This is a genomic window from Cellulomonas avistercoris, assembly GCF_014836445.1.
GTDB lineage: Bacteria > Actinomycetota > Actinomycetes > Actinomycetales > Cellulomonadaceae > Cellulomonas > Cellulomonas avistercoris.
In genome coordinates, this window is record NZ_JACSQV010000018.1 from 26,617 (window position 1) to 43,026 (window position 16,410).

At 75.4% G+C, this 16,410-nt stretch carries 14 protein-coding genes; 7 read left to right on the top strand and 7 right to left on the bottom strand.

Annotated elements, in window-relative coordinates; translation table 11 throughout:
* Positions 1-45 precede the first annotated feature (45 nt).
* Both recR and H9657_RS16985 read left to right on the top strand, forming a co-directional pair.
* The gene (recR, locus tag H9657_RS16980) at positions 46-645 is read left to right on the top strand and encodes a recombination mediator RecR (RefSeq protein ID WP_191784616.1); all 600 of its coding nucleotides are present in this window, start codon (positions 46-48) and stop codon (positions 643-645) included.
* 25 nt (positions 646-670) lie between these two features.
* Positions 671-1,252 carry a DUF5063 domain-containing protein gene (locus tag H9657_RS16985; protein ID WP_191784617.1) on the top strand — a complete coding sequence of 194 codons (582 nt, stop codon included), beginning with the start codon at positions 671-673 and terminating at the stop codon, positions 1,250-1,252.
* 117 nt (positions 1,253-1,369) lie between these two features.
* On the opposite strand, the gene H9657_RS16990 is transcribed toward H9657_RS16985, so the two are convergent.
* A complete protein-coding gene (locus H9657_RS16990; protein ID WP_191784618.1) occupies positions 1,370-2,524 on the bottom strand; it encodes an ABC transporter permease in 1,155 nt (384 codons plus the stop codon).
* Positions 2,521-3,567 carry an ABC transporter ATP-binding protein gene (locus H9657_RS16995; RefSeq protein ID WP_191784619.1) on the bottom strand — a complete coding sequence of 349 codons (1,047 nt, stop codon included), beginning with the start codon at positions 3,565-3,567 and terminating at the stop codon, positions 2,521-2,523. The genes H9657_RS16990 and H9657_RS16995 overlap by 4 nt, the downstream gene beginning before the upstream one ends.
* A 163-nt stretch (positions 3,568-3,730) precedes the next feature.
* Between H9657_RS16995 and H9657_RS17000 the strand changes: the two genes are divergently transcribed.
* A complete protein-coding gene (locus tag H9657_RS17000; RefSeq protein ID WP_191784620.1) occupies positions 3,731-4,222 on the top strand; it encodes a thioredoxin family protein in 492 nt (163 codons plus the stop codon).
* A 64-nt stretch (positions 4,223-4,286) separates the two neighbouring features.
* On the top strand, positions 4,287-4,742 hold the full coding sequence (locus tag H9657_RS17005) for a DUF4395 domain-containing protein (protein WP_191784621.1): 456 nt from the start codon (positions 4,287-4,289) through the stop codon (positions 4,740-4,742).
* Positions 4,743-4,830: 88 nt separating this feature from the next.
* Here H9657_RS17005 and H9657_RS17010 read toward each other — a convergent pair whose 3' ends face one another.
* Positions 4,831-6,171, bottom strand: a complete 1,341-nt coding sequence (locus tag H9657_RS17010) for a cellulose binding domain-containing protein (protein WP_191784622.1) — start codon at positions 6,169-6,171, stop codon at positions 4,831-4,833.
* 159 nt (positions 6,172-6,330) lie between these two features.
* Between H9657_RS17010 and H9657_RS17015 the strand changes: the two genes are divergently transcribed.
* From H9657_RS17015 to H9657_RS17025, 3 genes are all read left to right on the top strand, one after another.
* Positions 6,331-7,305 carry an ornithine cyclodeaminase family protein gene (locus H9657_RS17015; RefSeq protein WP_191784623.1) on the top strand — a complete coding sequence of 325 codons (975 nt, stop codon included), beginning with the start codon at positions 6,331-6,333 and terminating at the stop codon, positions 7,303-7,305.
* A gap of 130 nt (positions 7,306-7,435) precedes the next feature.
* Positions 7,436-8,701 (top strand): aspartate kinase, encoded by a 1,266-nt coding sequence (locus tag H9657_RS17020; RefSeq protein WP_191784624.1) that lies wholly within the window; start codon positions 7,436-7,438, stop codon positions 8,699-8,701.
* 1 nt (position 8,702) lies between these two features.
* Entirely contained in the window at positions 8,703-9,764 is a 1,062-nt protein-coding gene (locus H9657_RS17025) for an aspartate-semialdehyde dehydrogenase (protein WP_191784625.1), read from the top strand.
* 169 nt (positions 9,765-9,933) lie between these two features.
* On the opposite strand, the gene H9657_RS17030 is transcribed toward H9657_RS17025, so the two are convergent.
* From H9657_RS17030 to H9657_RS17045, 4 genes are all read right to left on the bottom strand, one after another.
* Positions 9,934-10,593 (bottom strand): response regulator, encoded by a 660-nt coding sequence (locus H9657_RS17030; RefSeq protein WP_191784626.1) that lies wholly within the window; start codon positions 10,591-10,593, stop codon positions 9,934-9,936.
* Entirely contained in the window at positions 10,590-11,897 is a 1,308-nt protein-coding gene (locus H9657_RS17035; RefSeq protein WP_191784627.1) for a sensor histidine kinase, read from the bottom strand. Before H9657_RS17035 ends, H9657_RS17030 begins: the two co-directional genes overlap by 4 nt.
* Before the next feature lie 26 nt (positions 11,898-11,923).
* On the bottom strand, positions 11,924-13,930 hold the full coding sequence (locus tag H9657_RS17040; protein ID WP_191784628.1) for a serine hydrolase domain-containing protein: 2,007 nt from the start codon (positions 13,928-13,930) through the stop codon (positions 11,924-11,926).
* Positions 13,931-14,071: 141 nt separating this feature from the next.
* Entirely contained in the window at positions 14,072-16,336 is a 2,265-nt protein-coding gene (locus tag H9657_RS17045) for an LLM class flavin-dependent oxidoreductase (protein WP_191784629.1), read from the bottom strand.
* Positions 16,337-16,410 lie beyond the last annotated feature (74 nt).

The window sequence follows — 16,410 nt, forward strand, 5'->3', positions numbered from 1 at the left end:
CGCCCGCGTGCGCCGACCGGTCGCGGCGGGAACTACGCTGACGGGGTGTACGAAGGCGCGATCCAGGACCTGGTCGACGAGCTCGGGCGGCTGCCCGGGGTCGGCCCCAAGAGCGCCCAGCGCATCGCGTTCCACATCCTGGCCGCGGACCCGGGGGACGTGCGCCGCCTCGCGGACGCCCTCACCGAGGTCAAGCTGCGCGTCCAGTTCTGCGAGATCTGCGGCAACGTCGCCCAGGAGCCGCAGTGCCGCATCTGCCGCGACCCGCGCCGGTCGCTGACGACGATCTGCGTCGTCGAGGAGGCGAAGGACGTCGTCGCGATCGAGCGGACGCGGGAGTTCCGCGGCAGGTACCACGTGCTCGGCGGCGCCATCAACCCGATCGGCGGCGTCGGGCCCGACGACCTGCGCATCGCCCAGCTCATGACGCGGCTGGCCGACGCCACGGTCACCGAGGTCATCCTCGCCACCGACCCGAACGTCGAGGGCGAGGCCACGGCCACCTACCTGGCGCGCCTGCTCGTGCCGATGGGCCTGACGGTGAGCCGGCTCGCGTCCGGCCTGCCCGTGGGCGGCGACCTCGAGTACGCGGACGAGGTGACCCTCGGCCGTGCGTTCGAGGGCCGTCGTCGCCTGAGCGCATGACGTGCACGACGACGAGGGGGAGCGCATGAGCACCGACGACGGGCGTCCCACGGTGGACGCGGACCTGCGGGACATCGCGGACTCGGTCGCGTCCGAGGCCCGCGGGTTCCTCACGACGGTCACGGAGGTCGCGGCCGGCTCCGCGCCGGAGGCGTCGCTGCCGCTGCTGCTGCTCGCGCTGTCCGACCTGCTCGCCGCGGGTGCGCGCCTGGGTGCGACCACGGACGTCGTGCCGCCGTCGCGCTTCGAGCCCGACGTCGGCCCCGACGCCGACCTCGAGCCGCTGCGCGTGAACCTGTCGAACCTGTTCGACGGCATCGACGAGTACGTCGAGGTCGTCGACCCGCTGCTGGGCCCCGAGGTCGAGGAGTCGACGATCTCCGGCGACCTCGTCGCGATCGTCGGTGCGCTGTCCCAGGGGCTCGCGCACCACGGGCGCGGGCACGTCCTCGAGGCGCTGTGGTGGTGGCAGTTCAGCTACCTGTCCGACTGGGGCGAGCGGGCCGCGAGCACGCTGCGCGCCATCCAGACGATCCTCGCGCACGTGCGCCTCGACGTGGAGGACGACGTCGCGGCCGAGGCGGAGTACGACGCGCTCCAGCCCTGAGGCTGGTCCGCCCGCCGGCCGCCGACGTCCGTGCCGCCGACCGGAGGGGTGTGGACCGGGGGGCGGGGACGAGGGCGACCGGCGCGCGGCGTGGGTGGCCCGGCGCGGTGCCGGGGATCAGGCCACGCGGGTGCCGCGTGGCAGGGTGCGCTGCGGCGTGCGCAGGCGACGGACGGCGACGACGAACCCGGCGGCGCCCAGCAGCAGGTTCACCGCCAGGCCCAGCGGCCACACGGGCCCCGCACCGTCCCGCTCGGGGGTGATGCCCGGGTCGTGCTCGCTCCAGCACTCGTCGACGGGCACCTGCTGGCCGAGCCGCAGGTCGCGCACGGTCTGCGTGCCGGTGACGACGATCCCCGCGGTCGACTGCTCGTCGACGGCGGCGGACCCGGGCACGGCGCCGTCGGCGACCACCATGAACGGGTTGACGGCCAGCAGCCACCACGTCCACTCGGTGCGGGCCACGGACCGCTCCTGCACCGACAGCTCGCACACGGGATCGGCGGCCGCGTCCCCCGTCCCGTCCTGCAGGTCCTCCCAGTAGGAGTCCGGCGGGCCGTAGACCTGCACCTCCTGCGTCGTGCTGAGGAACGGGTAGGTGAGGCCGAAGAAGATCGGCGTGAACACCGTGAGCGCCGCGACGGTGACGAAGGTCAGGACGGTCGACCCGGCCGGACGCGCGGCGAGCGTCGACCAGCCCAGGCCCGTGCCGCAGACGGCCGCCAGCAGCAGCGCGATGAGCACCACGACGCGCGGCAGCGTCGCGACGGGCACGCCGCCCATGGCCAGGGCGATCGCGAAGAACGGCAGGCTCACGACGAGGAACGCGCACGCGCTGAGCCACGCGGCGAGCAGCTTGCCGGCCGCGATCTCCGCCGGCGACAGGAGCGTGACCTGCAGCGTCGCGAGCGTCCCCGCGGCCCGGTCGCCGTTGACGGCGGTCGAGGTCAGGGTCGGCGTCACGAGCAGGCCGAGTCCGAGGACGAGCCCCGTGACCACGGTGAACAGCACGGCGCCCGCCTCGTCGGTGGTGGCGGCGGAGTCGTCGAACACCGTCAGGACCCCGCCGGCCAGGAGCGTGATCGCGCCGACGACGACGAACCACACGACCAGCGCGGTCTTCCACCGCGACGAGCGCACGCGCTGCCGCAGCTCGAGCGCGGCCACCGTGCGCACGCCGTGCCACGTCAGCGTCCAGGTGCCGACGGCGGGGGTCGTGCGCGGGGACGGGCCGGCCGCCGGGGCCGGGGTGGTGCTCGTGGTCGCGGTCATCGTCGCTCCTCCTCCAGTGCGAGGTACGCCTGCTCGAGCGCACCGGCGGCGGGTGCCGACGAGACGACGGGGACCCCGGCGGCGACCGCGTCGCGCAGCAGCGCGGCGGCACCGGCCTCGCCCTCGACGTCGACGAGCACGCCCCCCGCGGGGGCGGGGTCGCCGGCGTCGGTGACCCGGCCGGCGCCGTCGGGGCGGTAGGTGGTGCCGGTCGATTCCAGCCAGGACGTGAGGGCCGTCAGCGAGAGCGACCGCACGTGCCACGTGCGCCGCCCGCTCGCGACCTGCGCCTCGGACATCCCGACGACGGTGCGTCCGCGGGACAGGAACACGGCGTCGTCGGCCATCTCGTCCAGCTCGGACAGCACGTGCGACGACACGAGGACCGTGCGGCCCTCGTCGGCCAGACGGCGCAGCAGGATCCGCAGGTCGACGCGCGAACGTGGGTCGAGCCCGCTGGCCGGCTCGTCGAGCAGCAGCACCTGCGGGTCGTGCACGAGCGCCCGCGCGAGCCCGAGGCGCTGCTTCTGCCCGCGGGACAGGACGGCGGCGGGCTGGTCGGCGTACTCGCTGAGGTGCACGGTCGCGAGGAGCTCGTCGACGCGGGCCGCGGCGGTCGCGCGGTCGACGCGGTACGCGCTGGCGAACGTCGCGAGGACCTCGCGGGCCGTCAGGGAGTCCCAGGTGCCGAACGCGTCGGGCATCCAGCCGGTCCGGGCGCGGGCACCGGCGTTGTCCGTCACGGGGTCGTGACCCGCGATGCGCACGTGCCCGGAGTCGGGCACGAGCAGCCCCGCGAGGACGAGCAGCAGCGTCGTCTTGCCGGAGCCGTTGGGCCCGACGAGCGCGGTCACGGCACCGGCGCGGGCGACCAGGTCGGCGCCGTCGAGGGCCTTGACGGTGCCGAACGCGCGGCGCAGGCCGGTGACCTCGATGCCGTGCGGCCGCTGGGCGACGGCCGCGCCTGCGGTGCCGGGCCCGGTCGGGGCGTCGGGGGCAGGCGCGGGGCCGCCGGGCGGCTCGGGGCTGGCGTCGGGTGGCATGGCGCCACGCTAGGAGCCGGGCCCCTGCGCGCGGGTCCACCCGCAGGGGGACAGGGGCACCGGGGTCGTCGCACCGCGGGCGGACGTCACCCGGACGGTCGTCCGACCGACCGGCGCGGTCGGGATATCCTGCCGATCCACGCACGCACGGCAGGAGGTCGCGATGAGGGGAGCCGTGCTCGTCCTCGTCGTCCTCGCGCTCGCGACCGCGCTCGGCCTCGCGTGGCGCGGGCGCAACGGCCGCTTCCGCCCGACGGACGCCGCACGCCCCGGCGCAACGGCCGTCGAGGCGCAGCCCGTCACCGGCCCGGCGCGGGACGTCCTGACGGCCGACGACCTGGGCGTCGCGCTGGGCGGGCGCGCGACGTTCGTGCAGCTCTCGAGCGAGGTCTGCGCCGCGTGCCGCGCCACGAGCACCGTGCTCGCGGGCGTCGCGGCCGACGAGCCGGGCGTCGTCCACGTCGAGCTCGACGTGGCGGAGCACCTCGAGCTCGTGCGCCGGTTCGGCGTCATGCGCACCCCCACGACGCTCGTCGTCGGGCATGACGGCGCGCTGGTCGGGCGCATGTCCGGCGCGACCGACCGCCGTCAGGCGCTCGCCGCGCTCGCGTCGTGCGGCACGCCCGCGCCCTGTCCGGGCGTCCCCGCGGTCTGACGACCGGGCCCGCCGCGGGCCGTCGGTCGCGCTCGTCCCCCCACCCGTCCTCCCGGAGGCCCCCATGTCCGCCACCCTGACGCCCCGCGTCACCGGCATCGACCCGCGCGGTCCGCGCGTCGGCGCCGCGCTCACCGCCGTCCTGCTCGTCGGCGTCCTGCTGCTCGGCGACAGCCGGCTCGCCACGGCGCTGCTCGCGCTCGTCGCCGCGAGCTTCGCGCGCGGTGCGTCGGGCGGCGTCGGCGCGACGTGGCAGGCGTGGCTGTTCGAGCGTCTCGTCCGCCCGCGCCTCGCACCGCCGACCGCCCTCGAGGACCCCCGCCCGCCGCGCTTCGCGCAGCTCGTCGGCCTCGTCATCACCGCGCTGGGCCTCGTCCTGGGCCTGCTGGGCGTGACGTGGGCCGTCCCCGGTGCGGCCGCGGTCGCGCTCGTCGCGGCCTTCCTCAACGCGGTGTTCGGCCTGTGCCTGGGCTGCGAGCTCTACCTCCTGGGCCTGCGCGTGCGCACCCGCAGGGCCTGACGCAGGGCCCGGCCCTGTCCGGACGGCGCCGCCGGGCGACCCGGCCCCGCACGCGGCGGGACCGGGTCGACCTGTCGTCGGTCCGCCGTCAGCAGCCCGTGCGCGACGACGCCACGACGACGTCGTCGTACCAGAGCGTGTCGGCACCGTCGCCGTAGCTCTCCCAGCCGAGCTTGAGGTCGACGAGGCGCGGGGTCCACGCCTTGTTGTGCCACTGGCTGTCGATGTCGTGCGTCGGCGTGCCGTCGGCCACCAGGCCCGTGACCTGCGAGCCGTCGAGCCACGTCGTCAGACGCCCGGCCGGGTCGACCAGCGCCTCGATGCACGCCCACTGACCCGTGGGCAGCGGCTTGCTCAGCGCGACGCCCGACGGGCTCTGCTCCGGCAGGGTCGCGTCGTCGGACGACCGGTTCCACTGCAGCGCGCCGTTCTGGCCGCCCATGCGCAGGTCCTTGTTGCCGTCGTTGGCGTCCTTGAGCGCCACGAACGTCACGTGCGACGTGGGCAGCGCGGTGGTGTGACGCACCCAGAACCGCACGTACGTCGGCTGGCCCGCGGTACCGGTGACGGCACCGGAGGCCTGCACGAAGACGTGGTTGCAGTACCCGACCGCGCCGTTCACGCGCAGCGAGCGGCTACCGGTGCGGGCGACGGACGAGTCGATGCTCGCGGTGCCGGTGCCGGAGCAGTCCGGCTGCACGACCGTCCACGGCGCGGCCGGCGACGTGCCGGTCTGGGACTCGAAGCCGTCGCAGAACGTGCCGGTGCAGCCACCCGGGTCGGGCCGCGGGGTCGGGCTCGCGCTCGGCGTGACGCTCGGCGTCGGCGTCGGCGTCGGCGTCGGCGTGGGCGTGACGCTGGGCGTGGGGCTGACGCTCGGGGTCGGCGTGACGCTGGGCGTGGGGCTGACGCTGGGGGTCGGCGTGACGCTGGGCGTCGGGCTCTGCGTCGGCGTCGGGTCCTGGGTCGCCGTCGGCGTCAGCGTCGGGAACGGGGGCACGTACTGCAGGCAGTAGACGCCGTTCACGGTGATGTTCGTCGGCGGCGTCCAGGCCCCGCTCGAGGTGCCCTGGAAGCCGAAGCTGAACGTGCCGTCCGCGGCGATGTTTCCGTTCCACGCGACGTTGCGGAAGCGGTAGGTGCCGTCCGCGCCGGACGACTGCGCGTTCCACGTGTTCGTCACGCGCTGCGACGGGCTGTTCACCCACTCCACGGTCCACTCGGACACGGGGACGTACATCGTGATGGTGAGCTCGGAGACGAACCCGCCGGGCCAGGCGTTGGTCTGCTCCTGCACGGAGCAGTGCCGGACGGGGGAGAGCGCCGTCGCGGGCGCCGTCAGCGCGGCGACGAGGCCCACGGCGGCCAGCGCCGCGGCGGCGAGCCCGGCGACGAGGGCGCGGAACCGCGCGGTGGTGCGTGTGGTCATCTGGGGTCCCCCTGGGCGGGTGGTTCGGCGTGGTGCGGGCGCGACCCCGTCCGGGGGCGCCGGGGTCACAGTGCGCGCGTGCAGGGCCGGTGACCAGGGGCCCAAACGCTTCAGGTAACGTCCCGGGGCACAGCCCTGACCGCCGACCGAGGAGATCGCGTGCTCGTCCTCACCGCGGCGGACGTCCGCGCCGTCCTCGACATGCCGGCGGCGATGGAGACGACGCTGGAGGCCGCTCGCGCGCACGTCGCGGGCCGGACCAGCGGGTCCGGGCGGGTGGCGCTGTCCACGGCGTCGCCGGCCGGGGAGTACCTCGTGATGCCGGGGACGGTCGGCGAGGACCGCTTCGGCGTCAAGACCTGGTACACCGCCTCGTACGGCGGGGCCTGGTCGACCCAGGCGCTGGTGCTCGTCCTGGACCCCGAGACGGGGGACGAGGTGCTCATGGACGGGTCCGTGATCACCGACCTGCGCACGGGGGCGATGACGGGCATCGCCGCGACCCACCTCGCCCCGGCCGGCACGACGGTGGCGACGGTCATCGGTGCCGGTCGGCAGGCACGCACGCAGGCGCTCGCGCTCGCCGTGGCCCTGCCGGGGCTGACGACGCTGCGGCTGACGTCGCGCACGGCCGCGCGCCGGGACGCCCTCGTGGCGACGCTGGCCCGTGAGCTGGCGCCCCACGGGGTCGAGGTGGTCGGTGTCGACGACACCGCCGTGGCGTGCCGGGGTGCGGACGTCGTGGTCGCCGCCACCACGTCGTCGTCCCCGGTGGTGCACCGGGAGTGGCTCGGTGCCGACGTGCTGGTCTGCGGCGTCGGCAGCCACGCGCCGGACGCTGCCGAGCTGGACGCACCGACGGTCGCGGCCGCCGCGGTCGTCGCCGTCGACACGCGCGCCGGGGGCGTCGACGGTGCGGGCGACCTCGCCGGGCCGGTCGCCGACGGGCTGCTGCGGCGCGAGGACGTGCTGGAGCTCGGTGAGCTGGGTGCGCACGCGCTGCCCCGGTCCGGCATCCGCGTGTTCAAGAGCGCCGGGTTCGCGGCGGCCGACGTCACCGCCGGCCACCACGTCGCCCGGGCCGCGCGCGCGGCGGGCCTGGGGCTGCGGATCGACCTGCACGGCCCCGCCTGAGCGCGTCCGGGAGCGCGTCCCGGGTGCGACGCGGGACTGGCGTCCACCATGCGGAATCTCGGCGGTCCGCATCCTGGGCAAGGCCTACACTCTCGGGGTCCCTGCCCGCACTTTCGGGAGTCCTCGCGCCGTGGCCCTCATCGTCCAGAAGTTCGGTGGCTCGTCCGTCGCCGACGCCGCCAGCATCAAGCGCGTCGCGAAGCGGGTGGTCGAGACGCGCAAGGCCGGGCACGACGTCGTCGTCGTGGTCTCGGCCATGGGGGACACCACCGACGAGCTCATCGACCTCGCGCAGCAGGTCACGCCGCTGCCGCCGGTCCGCGAGATGGACATCCTGCTGACCGCGGGCGAGCGCATCTCGATGTCGCTGCTCGCGATGGCGATCCACAACCTGGGCGTCGAGGCCAAGTCGTTCACGGGCCAGCAGGCCGGCGTCATCACCGACGAGGTCTACGGCAAGGCGCACATCATCGACGTGTCGCCCAGCCGCATCAAGGACACCGTGGCACGCGGCGAGGTCGCGATCGTCGCGGGCTTCCAGGGCGTGAACCCGTCGACCAACGACGTCACGACGCTCGGACGCGGCGGCTCCGACACGACCGCGGTGGCGCTCGCCGCGGCGCTCAAGGCCGACGTGTGCGAGATCTACACCGACGTCGACGGCGTGTTCACCGCCGACCCCCGCATCGTGCCGACGGCCCGCAAGCTGGACCGCATCGGCTACGACGAGATGCTCGAGATGGCGGCGAGCGGCGCGAAGGTGCTCATGCCCCGCTGCGTCGAGTACGCCCGCCGGTACGACGTGCCCGTGCACGTGCGGTCGTCGTTCTCGACGCACACGGGCACGCTCGTCACGAACCAGGAGGACCCCACCATGGAGCAGCCGATCATCGCGGGCGTCGCGCACGACCGCACCGAGGCCAAGATCACCGTCGTCGGGGTGCCCGACGTGCCGGGCAAGGCCGCGCGCATCTTCGAGATCGTCGCGGGCGCGGGCGTGAACATCGACATGATCGTCCAGAACGTCTCCATCGCGGCGACGGGCCAGACGGACATCTCCTTCACGCTGCCCGCGAGCGACGGTGCCCGTGCGACGTCGGCGCTGACGACGGACCAGCCGACGATCGGCTTCCAGTCGCTGCAGTACGACGACACCATCGGCAAGCTGTCGCTCGTCGGCGCCGGGATGAAGTCGCACCCGGGCGTGTCCGCGAAGCTCTTCGCCGCGCTGTCGGAGGCCGGCATCAACATCGAGATGATCTCGACGTCGGAGATCCGCATCTCCGTCGTCACCCGCGCCGACTCGCTCGACGACGCGGTGCGGGCCGTGCACACGGCGTTCGACCTGGACGCCGAGGACACCGAGGCCGTCGTGTACGGCGGGACGGGGCGTTGACGTGGCGCAGGGTCTGAGGATCGCGGTCGTCGGGGCGACCGGGCAGGTCGGCGCCGTCATGCGCCGCCTGCTGGACGAGCGCGACTTCCCCGTCGCGTCCATCCGCTACTTCGCGTCGGCGCGCTCCGCGGGGACGACGCTGCCGTGGCGCGGTGACGACGTCGTCGTCGAGGACGTCGTGACGGCCGACCTGTCGGGCATCGACATCGCGCTGTTCTCCGCGGGCGGCTCGACGTCCAAGGAGCACGCGCCGCGGTTCGCCGCCGCCGGTGCGATCGTCGTCGACAACTCCTCGGCGTGGCGCCGCGACCCGCGCGTGCCGCTCGTGGTCTCCGAGGTGAACCCCGAGGCGCTCGACCACATCGAGATCGGGATCGTCGCCAACCCCAACTGCACGACGATGGCCGCGATGCCGGTCCTCAAGGTGCTGCACGACGAGGCCGGGCTGCGCCGGCTCGTCGTCTCGACGTACCAGGCCGTGTCGGGCTCGGGACTGGCCGGGGCCCAGGAGCTCGACTCCCAGGTGCGCGCCGCGGTCGAGCAGGACACGCTCGCGCTCGTGCAGGACGGCGGGGCCGTCGCGTTCCCGTCGCCCGAGAAGTACGTCGCGCCGATCGCGTTCGACGTCATCCCGCTCGCGGGGTCGATCGTCGAGGACGGCCTGCACGAGACGGACGAGGAGCAGAAGCTGCGGCACGAGTCGCGCAAGATCCTCGACGTCCCGGACCTGCTGGTCTCGGGCACGTGCGTGCGCGTGCCGGTGTTCACGGGCCACTCGCTGAGCGTCAACGCGGAGTTCGAGCGCTCGATCTCCGTCGAGCGCGCGACGGAGCTGCTCTCGACCGCCCCGGGCGTGCAGCTCGCCGACGTCCCCACGCCGCTCGTGGCAGCCGGTCAGGACCCGTCGTTCGTCGGCCGCATCCGGCAGGACGAGGGTGCCCCCGAGGGCCGCGGCCTCGCGCTGTTCATCAGCAACGACAACCTGCGCAAGGGCGCCGCGCTCAACGCGGTCCAGATCGCCGAGGTCCTGGCGACCCGCCGCTTCGCGGTCACCACCGCCTGACCCCCCACCTTCACCCACCCCCTCACCCGCGAGAGAGCAATCCAGTCACGGCTGGATTGCTCTCTCGCCGTCTGGGGGTGTGCTGGATTGCGTTCTCGCGACCCGGGGGATTCGCGCTCTCGCGCCCGGGGGTGTGCTGGATTGCTCTCTCGCGCCTGGGTGGGGCGGGTCAGGCCGGGGTGGCCAGGCCCGTGCGGTAGGCCCAGACGACCGTCTGGAGGCGGTCGCGGGTGCCGAGCTTCATCATCGCGCGGCCCAGGTGGGACTTCACGGTGGACGGCTCGACGAACAGCGCCGCGGCGATCTCCGCGTTCGAGAGCCCCTGGGCGAGCAGCCGCACGATGTCGGTCTCGCGGGGTGTCAGCAGGTCCGCCTCGGCACCGGGGCTGGGCGCCGGGCGGCGGCGCGCGAACTCGGTGATGACGCGCCGCGTGACCGACTGGTCGAGCATCCCGTCGCCGCGCGCCAGCCGCCGGATCGCGTCGGCCAGGTCGGCGGGGTCGCAGTCCTTGAGCACGAACCCCTCGGCGCCGGCCTCCAGGGCGCCGAACACGTACTCGTCGAGGTCGAACGTCGTCACGACGAGCACGGCGGGCGTGGCCGCGCCGTCGCGCTCGGCGACGATCCGGCGGGTCGCGGTCAGGCCGTCGCCGCCGGGCATCCGCACGTCCATGCAGACGACGTCCGGCCGGGTGCGCTGCACGACCGCGACCGCCTCGGGCCCGCTGGACGCCTCCCCGACGACCTCGAGGTCGTCGTACTCCTCCAGCAGCACGCGGAAACCCGCGCGCACGACCGCCTGGTCGTCGACCAGCACCACCCGGATCACGCGTCCACCCTCTCGTCGTCCAGCCTCTCGTCGTCCTGCCCTGCGTCGTGCGCCGGCACCGCGCCGGTCGGCCCGTCGTCCACCGGCACGCGCAGCGTCACGCGCCACCCGCCGTCGCCCGTCGGCCCGGCGTCGAGCGTGCCGCCGACGAGCGCGGCGCGCTCGCGCATCACCGCCAGCCCGGCGCCGCCGTGGGCGCCCCGCACCGGCCGCGCGCTCCGCACCGGCGCCGCGTTGACGACGTCGAGCGCGACGGCGCCGGGCGTGCGCTCGACCCGCACCCGCACGGGCGCACCGGGCGCGTGCTGGCGCGCGTTCGTGAGCGCCTGCTGCGCGACGCGGTACAGCGAGACGTCGGTGAGCGGTGGCAGGGGTGCACCGGCGCCGACCTCCGCGACCTCGACCGTGTCCCCCAGGTCCCGCGCGCCGGCGACCAGCGTGCCGAGCGCCGCGAGCCCGGGCAGCGGTGCGGTCCCGTCCGTGGCGTCGTCGCCGCGCAGCAGCCCGACGACCTGCCGCAGGTTGTCGAGCGTCTCGCGCCCCTGGTCCCGCAGCCACACGGCACCGGCCCGCGCGGCGTCGGGGTCCCGCGCGACGAGCCGCTCGACCGCCGCCGCCTGCACGACCATGCCCGACAGGTGGTGCGCGGCGACGTCGTGCAGCTCGCGTGCGAGGCGGGCACGCTCGTCGGCGACGGCGGCCCGGATCCGCGTGTCGCGCTCGCGCTCGAGGTCTGCCGCGCGCTCCTGCACGAGCCGCAGGTGCTCGCGTCGCGTCGCGACGTACGTCCCCACCAGCGCCGAGACGACCCACACGACGGCGGCCGACAGCGCGTGGCTGAGCGCGGCCTCGGCGCTGGCGCCGGTGAGCGCGACCGTGACGGCGGTCGCCGCGGCCTCGACGCCCGCGACGGCGGCCGCCCACCGCAGGGCCCGCCCGGCGGGCAGCGTCGTGCCGAGCGTCGCGGCGACGACGAACGGTGCGAGCGTCCGCAGCGACATCTCGGGCGCCAGCGCCACGAGCGCGACCTGGGCCAGGACGGCCCCGGCGACCGCGAGCGGCAGGCGCACGCGCCGCAGCGCGATCGTGGCCGCCTGCGCGACGACGACCAGCACCACGGGCGCGAGCGCCGACGGCGCGTCCTGGTCCGGCGCGATCGCGACCGTGCCGAGCGTGACCCCGAGCATGAGGACGGCGACGACGACGGACAGCAGGACGTCGCGCGCGAGGGGGTCGCGCACCCCGAGGCGTGACAGGCGCTGGGCCCACCACGCCTCGGGGACGTCGGCCCGGGCGGTCTCCATGGCGGACATCCTCCCGTGCCGCACGCTCAGTAGGTGAGGTCGGGGGAGGTCAGCAGCAGCAGGTTCGCCGACCAGGCGGTCGCGGCGAACGCGACGACCGTGAGCGCCGCACCAGCGACGCGGAGCCGGCCGGTCCGGGTGCGGACCTCCGCGACCAGCCGCCAGACGGCCGCCGCGAGCCCCAGGACGCCGAGGACCGTGAGCACCTGGACGGCGCGCACCACGAGCGACGGCACGGGCTGCAGCCCGATGAGCGTGACGACGACGTACACCCAGCCGGCGACCGCGAGGACCGCGCACAGGGCGGCGACGCGCGTCAGGGTGCGGGGCAGCCGCAGCCGCCCGGCGGCCGGTGCGGCCGGCGCGGTGGACGCGGCGGGCGACCCGCGGCGCGACCGGACGGCGCGCACGAGGCGACCCACGGCCCAGGCGAGCAGCGTGAGCAGCAGCACGCCGACGGCCCCGGCGAGCACGGGGACGGCGGCCGAGCGCACCGCGCCGACCGGCGTCATCGACATCGCCGAGTCGTGCCCGAGGAGCTGGACCCGCCCCGCGTCGTCGGTCCGCACGGCCAGGACGCGGTCGCCGTCGACCTGCCGGTAGACCCACGGCTCGACCTCCTCGTACACCGCCGGCCCGAGCTGCCCGGGGCCGGGCGTGAACAGCAGGCGGTCGTCGGCGACGACCTGGACGCGGGTCGGCTGCACCGGCCCCAGCGCCGTGAGGAACGTCGAGTGGAAGCCGCGGGTGCTCTCGTACGCGCCGGCCATCGCCTGCGCGTGCTCGCCGCGGGTCGCGTCGTCCACGGCGCTCGTGCCCGCGGTGCCGTCGGCGGGGAAGTACCGGTCGGCGAACCCGTCGAGCAGGTCGTCGCGCAGCAGGTACGCGGCGCCGCCGGCGCCCGTGCTGCTCAGGGACAGGTAGATCCCCGTCGCGTCGTCGGGCCACAGCTGCAGGTGCGAGTGGAAGGTCGTGGTGTCGCCGCCGTGGCCGACGACGCGGTGCCCGTGGCGGGACTCGTCGAACCAGCCCAGGCCCATGCGGGGGCCGGTGGCCAGCGCACCGAGGGTGCCGGCGTCGAGCGCGGGCTGCTGCATGAGCTCGCGCGTCGCGTCGGACAGGACCAGCTCGCCGTCCTGCGCGCCGTCCTGCTGGCCGAGGTGCGCGAGCATGAACCGGGCCATGTCCGTCGCGGTCGCGCTCAGGGCGCCCGCCGGCGGCTGGCCGACGACCTCGAACGGCGTCGCCGGGTCGTCGGACGTCGGGTACCCGAGCGCGACGCGCTGCGCGAGGCCGTCGGGCAGCGGCTGCGCGAACGACGAGGACGTCATGCCGGCCGGTGCCAGGACGTGCTCGGCGACGTACTCCTCGAACGGCTGCCCGCTCACGGCCTCGACGACGTACCCGGCGAGCGCGTTGCCGTAGTTGGAGTACGCGGGCGTGGTGCCGGGCTCGTAGACCTGCTCGGGCGGGTCGGTGACGAGGCTCGCGCGCAGGTCCGCCGACGAGCCGGGGGCGCCGATGAGGCCGGCGATGCGCTCCTCGAAGCCCGGCGTGTGGGTCAGCAGGTGCCGCAGCGTGACGGGGTGCTCGAGGTCGAGCCCGAGGTGCGTGTACTGCTCGACGTCGGTGTCGAGGTCGACCTCGCCGTCCTCGACGAGCTGCATGACGGCGGTCGCCGTGAACATCTTCGAGACGGACCCGACCCGGAACAGCGTGCCGTCGGGGTCGACGGGCGTGCCCGCGGCGACGTCGGCCTCGCCGAACCCGCGGGCGGTGAGGATCTCGCCGTCGTGCACGACCGCGACGGTCGCACCGGCGATGCGCCCCTCCTCGAGCGCGGCCGGGACCTTCTCGTCGAGCCACGCGTCGACGTCGGCCCGCGTGAGGCCCGCGGTCGACGCAGGCTCCGGGGCGCGGGGCTCGGGCACGGCCCCGGCGCTCCCGGCGCAGGCGCTCAGGGTCGCGACGAGCGCGGCCCCGGCGGCGGCGAGCACGGCGCGGCGGGCGGGCGGACGGTGGGCAGGACCCATGTCGACCTCCTTCGTCGCGGGCGTCCGGAACGTCTCCGGATCGGGACCTCACGACCTACGTCCATGCTGGTCAGCACGGGCGTACCGGGTCTTCGGGCGCAGCGGGGAACCTGCCTTGCGACCTTTGGCGGAGGCGGGTGCCTACCCCCGGGGGTCGATCGGGAAGTTCTGGTCGAACACGTGGTCGGGGTCGTACGTGCGCTTGAGCGCGCGCAGCCGGTCGAGCGTGAGCGGCGGGAACGCGTCGAGCAGTCGCTCGGGGCGCGGGTCGGTCTCGAAGGACAGGTACAGGCCGTCCATGTGGGGGTGGGCGAGGCGGTCCCACGCGCCGTCGAGTCCTGCGCGCTGCGTGCGGCCCGCGAACGCGCTGACGACGAGCTCGGCGTGCCGGTGCGCGTACGCCGTGGCGTCGGGTGCGACGTCGTTGCCCGCGCCGCCCGTCGCGCGCAGCTGCATGAGCCCCGCCTCGCCCGAGCCGAGCAGCGCCGCGAGGTCCGCCGCGGCGGCGGGCGTCATGGTCGGCAGCAGGCCGGACCGCGTGACGGGCGGCGCACCGCCGTCGTGGTGCTTGGCGACGGGCCCGACGATGCCCGAGTACGGCGTCAGCGACGCGCGCTGGTCGAGCACGGGCCCGGCACCGAGCAGCTCCTCGAGCACCGTGACCGCCGACGTCGTGTCGTCGTCGGCCCACACGGTCATCGCCTGCGCGAGCGGCTGGCGCCCGCCGCCGCCGGCCTGCAGGTGCAGGAAGCTCGTGAGCTGCCGCGGCGCCTCGCGCACGGTCCGGCTCCAGCGCTCGACGAGCCGGGCGGGGTCGGACGCGTCGTACGTCATGGTCGCGTGCACGACGTCGGGCACCTCGGCCGCCTCGATCTCGACCCAGGTGACGACGCCGAGGTTGCCGCCCGCACCGCGCAGCCCCCAGAACAGCTCGGGCTCGTGCTGCGCGTCCACCACGTGCACGGTCCCGTCCGCCGTGACGACCTCGTACGCGACGACGTGGTCGATCGTCAGCCCGTACGACCGCCCGAGCAGCCCGATGCCGCCCGTGGTCGCCAGGCCCCCGACGCCCACGCCGCCGTAGTCCCCGGACGAGATCGCCCACCCCCGCGGTGCGAGCGTCGCGGCGACCTTGCCCCACGTCGCGCCCGCGCCCAGCCGGACGCGTCGGGTCGCCTCGTCGACGACCGTCACGTCGTCGAGCGCGCCGACGTCGAGCAGGACGCCGCCGTCGTTCGTCGAGCGGCCCGAGATGCCGTGGCCGCCGGAGCGCACGGCGAGCGGGCCGTGCTGCTCGCGCGCCCACCCGAGCGCGTCGACCACCTGGGGCGTCGTGCGGGGGAGCAGGACGACGCCGGGCGCGCCGCGCCGCATGTACGTCGAGCGCAGCGCCGGGTACGCGCGGTCACCGGGCTCGACGGCGGTGACGTCCGCCGGGACCGTGTCGTACGCGATGCCGTCGGCGCGCTTCGCCAGCGCGGCCGCGGTGCGCACCGGGCCGGCGGCGGTGCCGGACGTCGCCCGCCCGGCCGCGACCGCGTCGCGCACGGCGGGGGCGACCTGCTCGGCGAACGTGCGGATGGTCCCCGGGTCGTCCGTGGACAGGACGAACGTGCCGATGCCGTCGTCGAGCGCGTACCGGGTGAGCGCGTCGACCCACTGCTCGGGCGGGCCGTCGAGGCCGCCGCCGGGCGTCGGCGTGAAGCGTCCGCCGATGTTCAGCAGGCGGCGGATCTCGCGCGGGTCGCGTCCCGCGCCGGTCGCGGACTCGTCGATGGTCGCGTTGCCGCGGCCCAGGTCACCGGGCTGCAGGCCGGGGAGCGACGGCAGCCAGCCGTCGGCCTTGCGCCCGACGAGCCGCAGCATGCGCGGCTTGTACGCGCCGACCCAGATGCCGATGTCGTGCGCCGGGGCCGGTCCGCGCTTGGCGCCCGCGAGCCGGTGGTGGTCCCCGTCGACGCGCAGCGGGCCGCGCGCGTCGGTGTCCCACAGGGCGCGGATGACGTCGATCGCCTCGTCGAGGGCGTCGACGGCCTCGCCGGGCGTGAGCCGCGGGACGCCCATGGCCTCGATCGCGTCCCAGAAGGCGCCTGCACCCAGGCCCAGCTCGACGCGCCCGCCGGAGAGCAGGTCGAGGCTCGCGGCCGCCCGCGCCAGGACGGCCGGCGGGCGCATCGGCACGTTGAGCACGTTGCCGGACAGGTGCACGCGCCGGGTGCGCGCGGCGACGTAGGACAGCAGCGTCCACGTGTCGAGGAACGACGGCTGGTACGGGTGGTCCTGGAACGTCACGAGGTCGAGGCCGGCGTCCTCGGTGAGCACCGCGAGCTCGACCGACGCCTGCGGGTCGGCGTTCTGCGGGGTGAGGAACGTGCCGAACCGCAGCTCGTGCCCGTAGTCGGTCATGACGTCTCCTCCAGGGTCGTGTAGTGAACAGATCATATGCACGACAGACGATCTGATGGGACACAGGTATGCTG

Coding starts and splice junctions, on each gene's coding strand:
- H9657_RS17045 (WP_191784629.1), bottom strand. CDS start 16,336: ATGACCGACTACGGGCACGAGCTGCGGTTCGGCACGTTCCTCACCCCG.
- H9657_RS16985 (WP_191784617.1), top strand. CDS start 671: ATGAGCACCGACGACGGGCGTCCCACGGTGGACGCGGACCTGCGGGAC.
- H9657_RS16990 (WP_191784618.1), bottom strand. CDS start 2,524: ATGACCGCGACCACGAGCACCACCCCGGCCCCGGCGGCCGGCCCGTCC.
- H9657_RS17010 (WP_191784622.1), bottom strand. CDS start 6,171: ATGACCACACGCACCACCGCGCGGTTCCGCGCCCTCGTCGCCGGGCTC.
- H9657_RS17000 (WP_191784620.1), top strand. CDS start 3,731: ATGAGGGGAGCCGTGCTCGTCCTCGTCGTCCTCGCGCTCGCGACCGCG.
- H9657_RS17005 (WP_191784621.1), top strand. CDS start 4,287: ATGTCCGCCACCCTGACGCCCCGCGTCACCGGCATCGACCCGCGCGGT.
- H9657_RS17035 (WP_191784627.1), bottom strand. CDS start 11,897: ATGGAGACCGCCCGGGCCGACGTCCCCGAGGCGTGGTGGGCCCAGCGC.
- H9657_RS16995 (WP_191784619.1), bottom strand. CDS start 3,567: ATGCCACCCGACGCCAGCCCCGAGCCGCCCGGCGGCCCCGCGCCTGCC.
- H9657_RS17040 (WP_191784628.1), bottom strand. CDS start 13,930: ATGGGTCCTGCCCACCGTCCGCCCGCCCGCCGCGCCGTGCTCGCCGCC.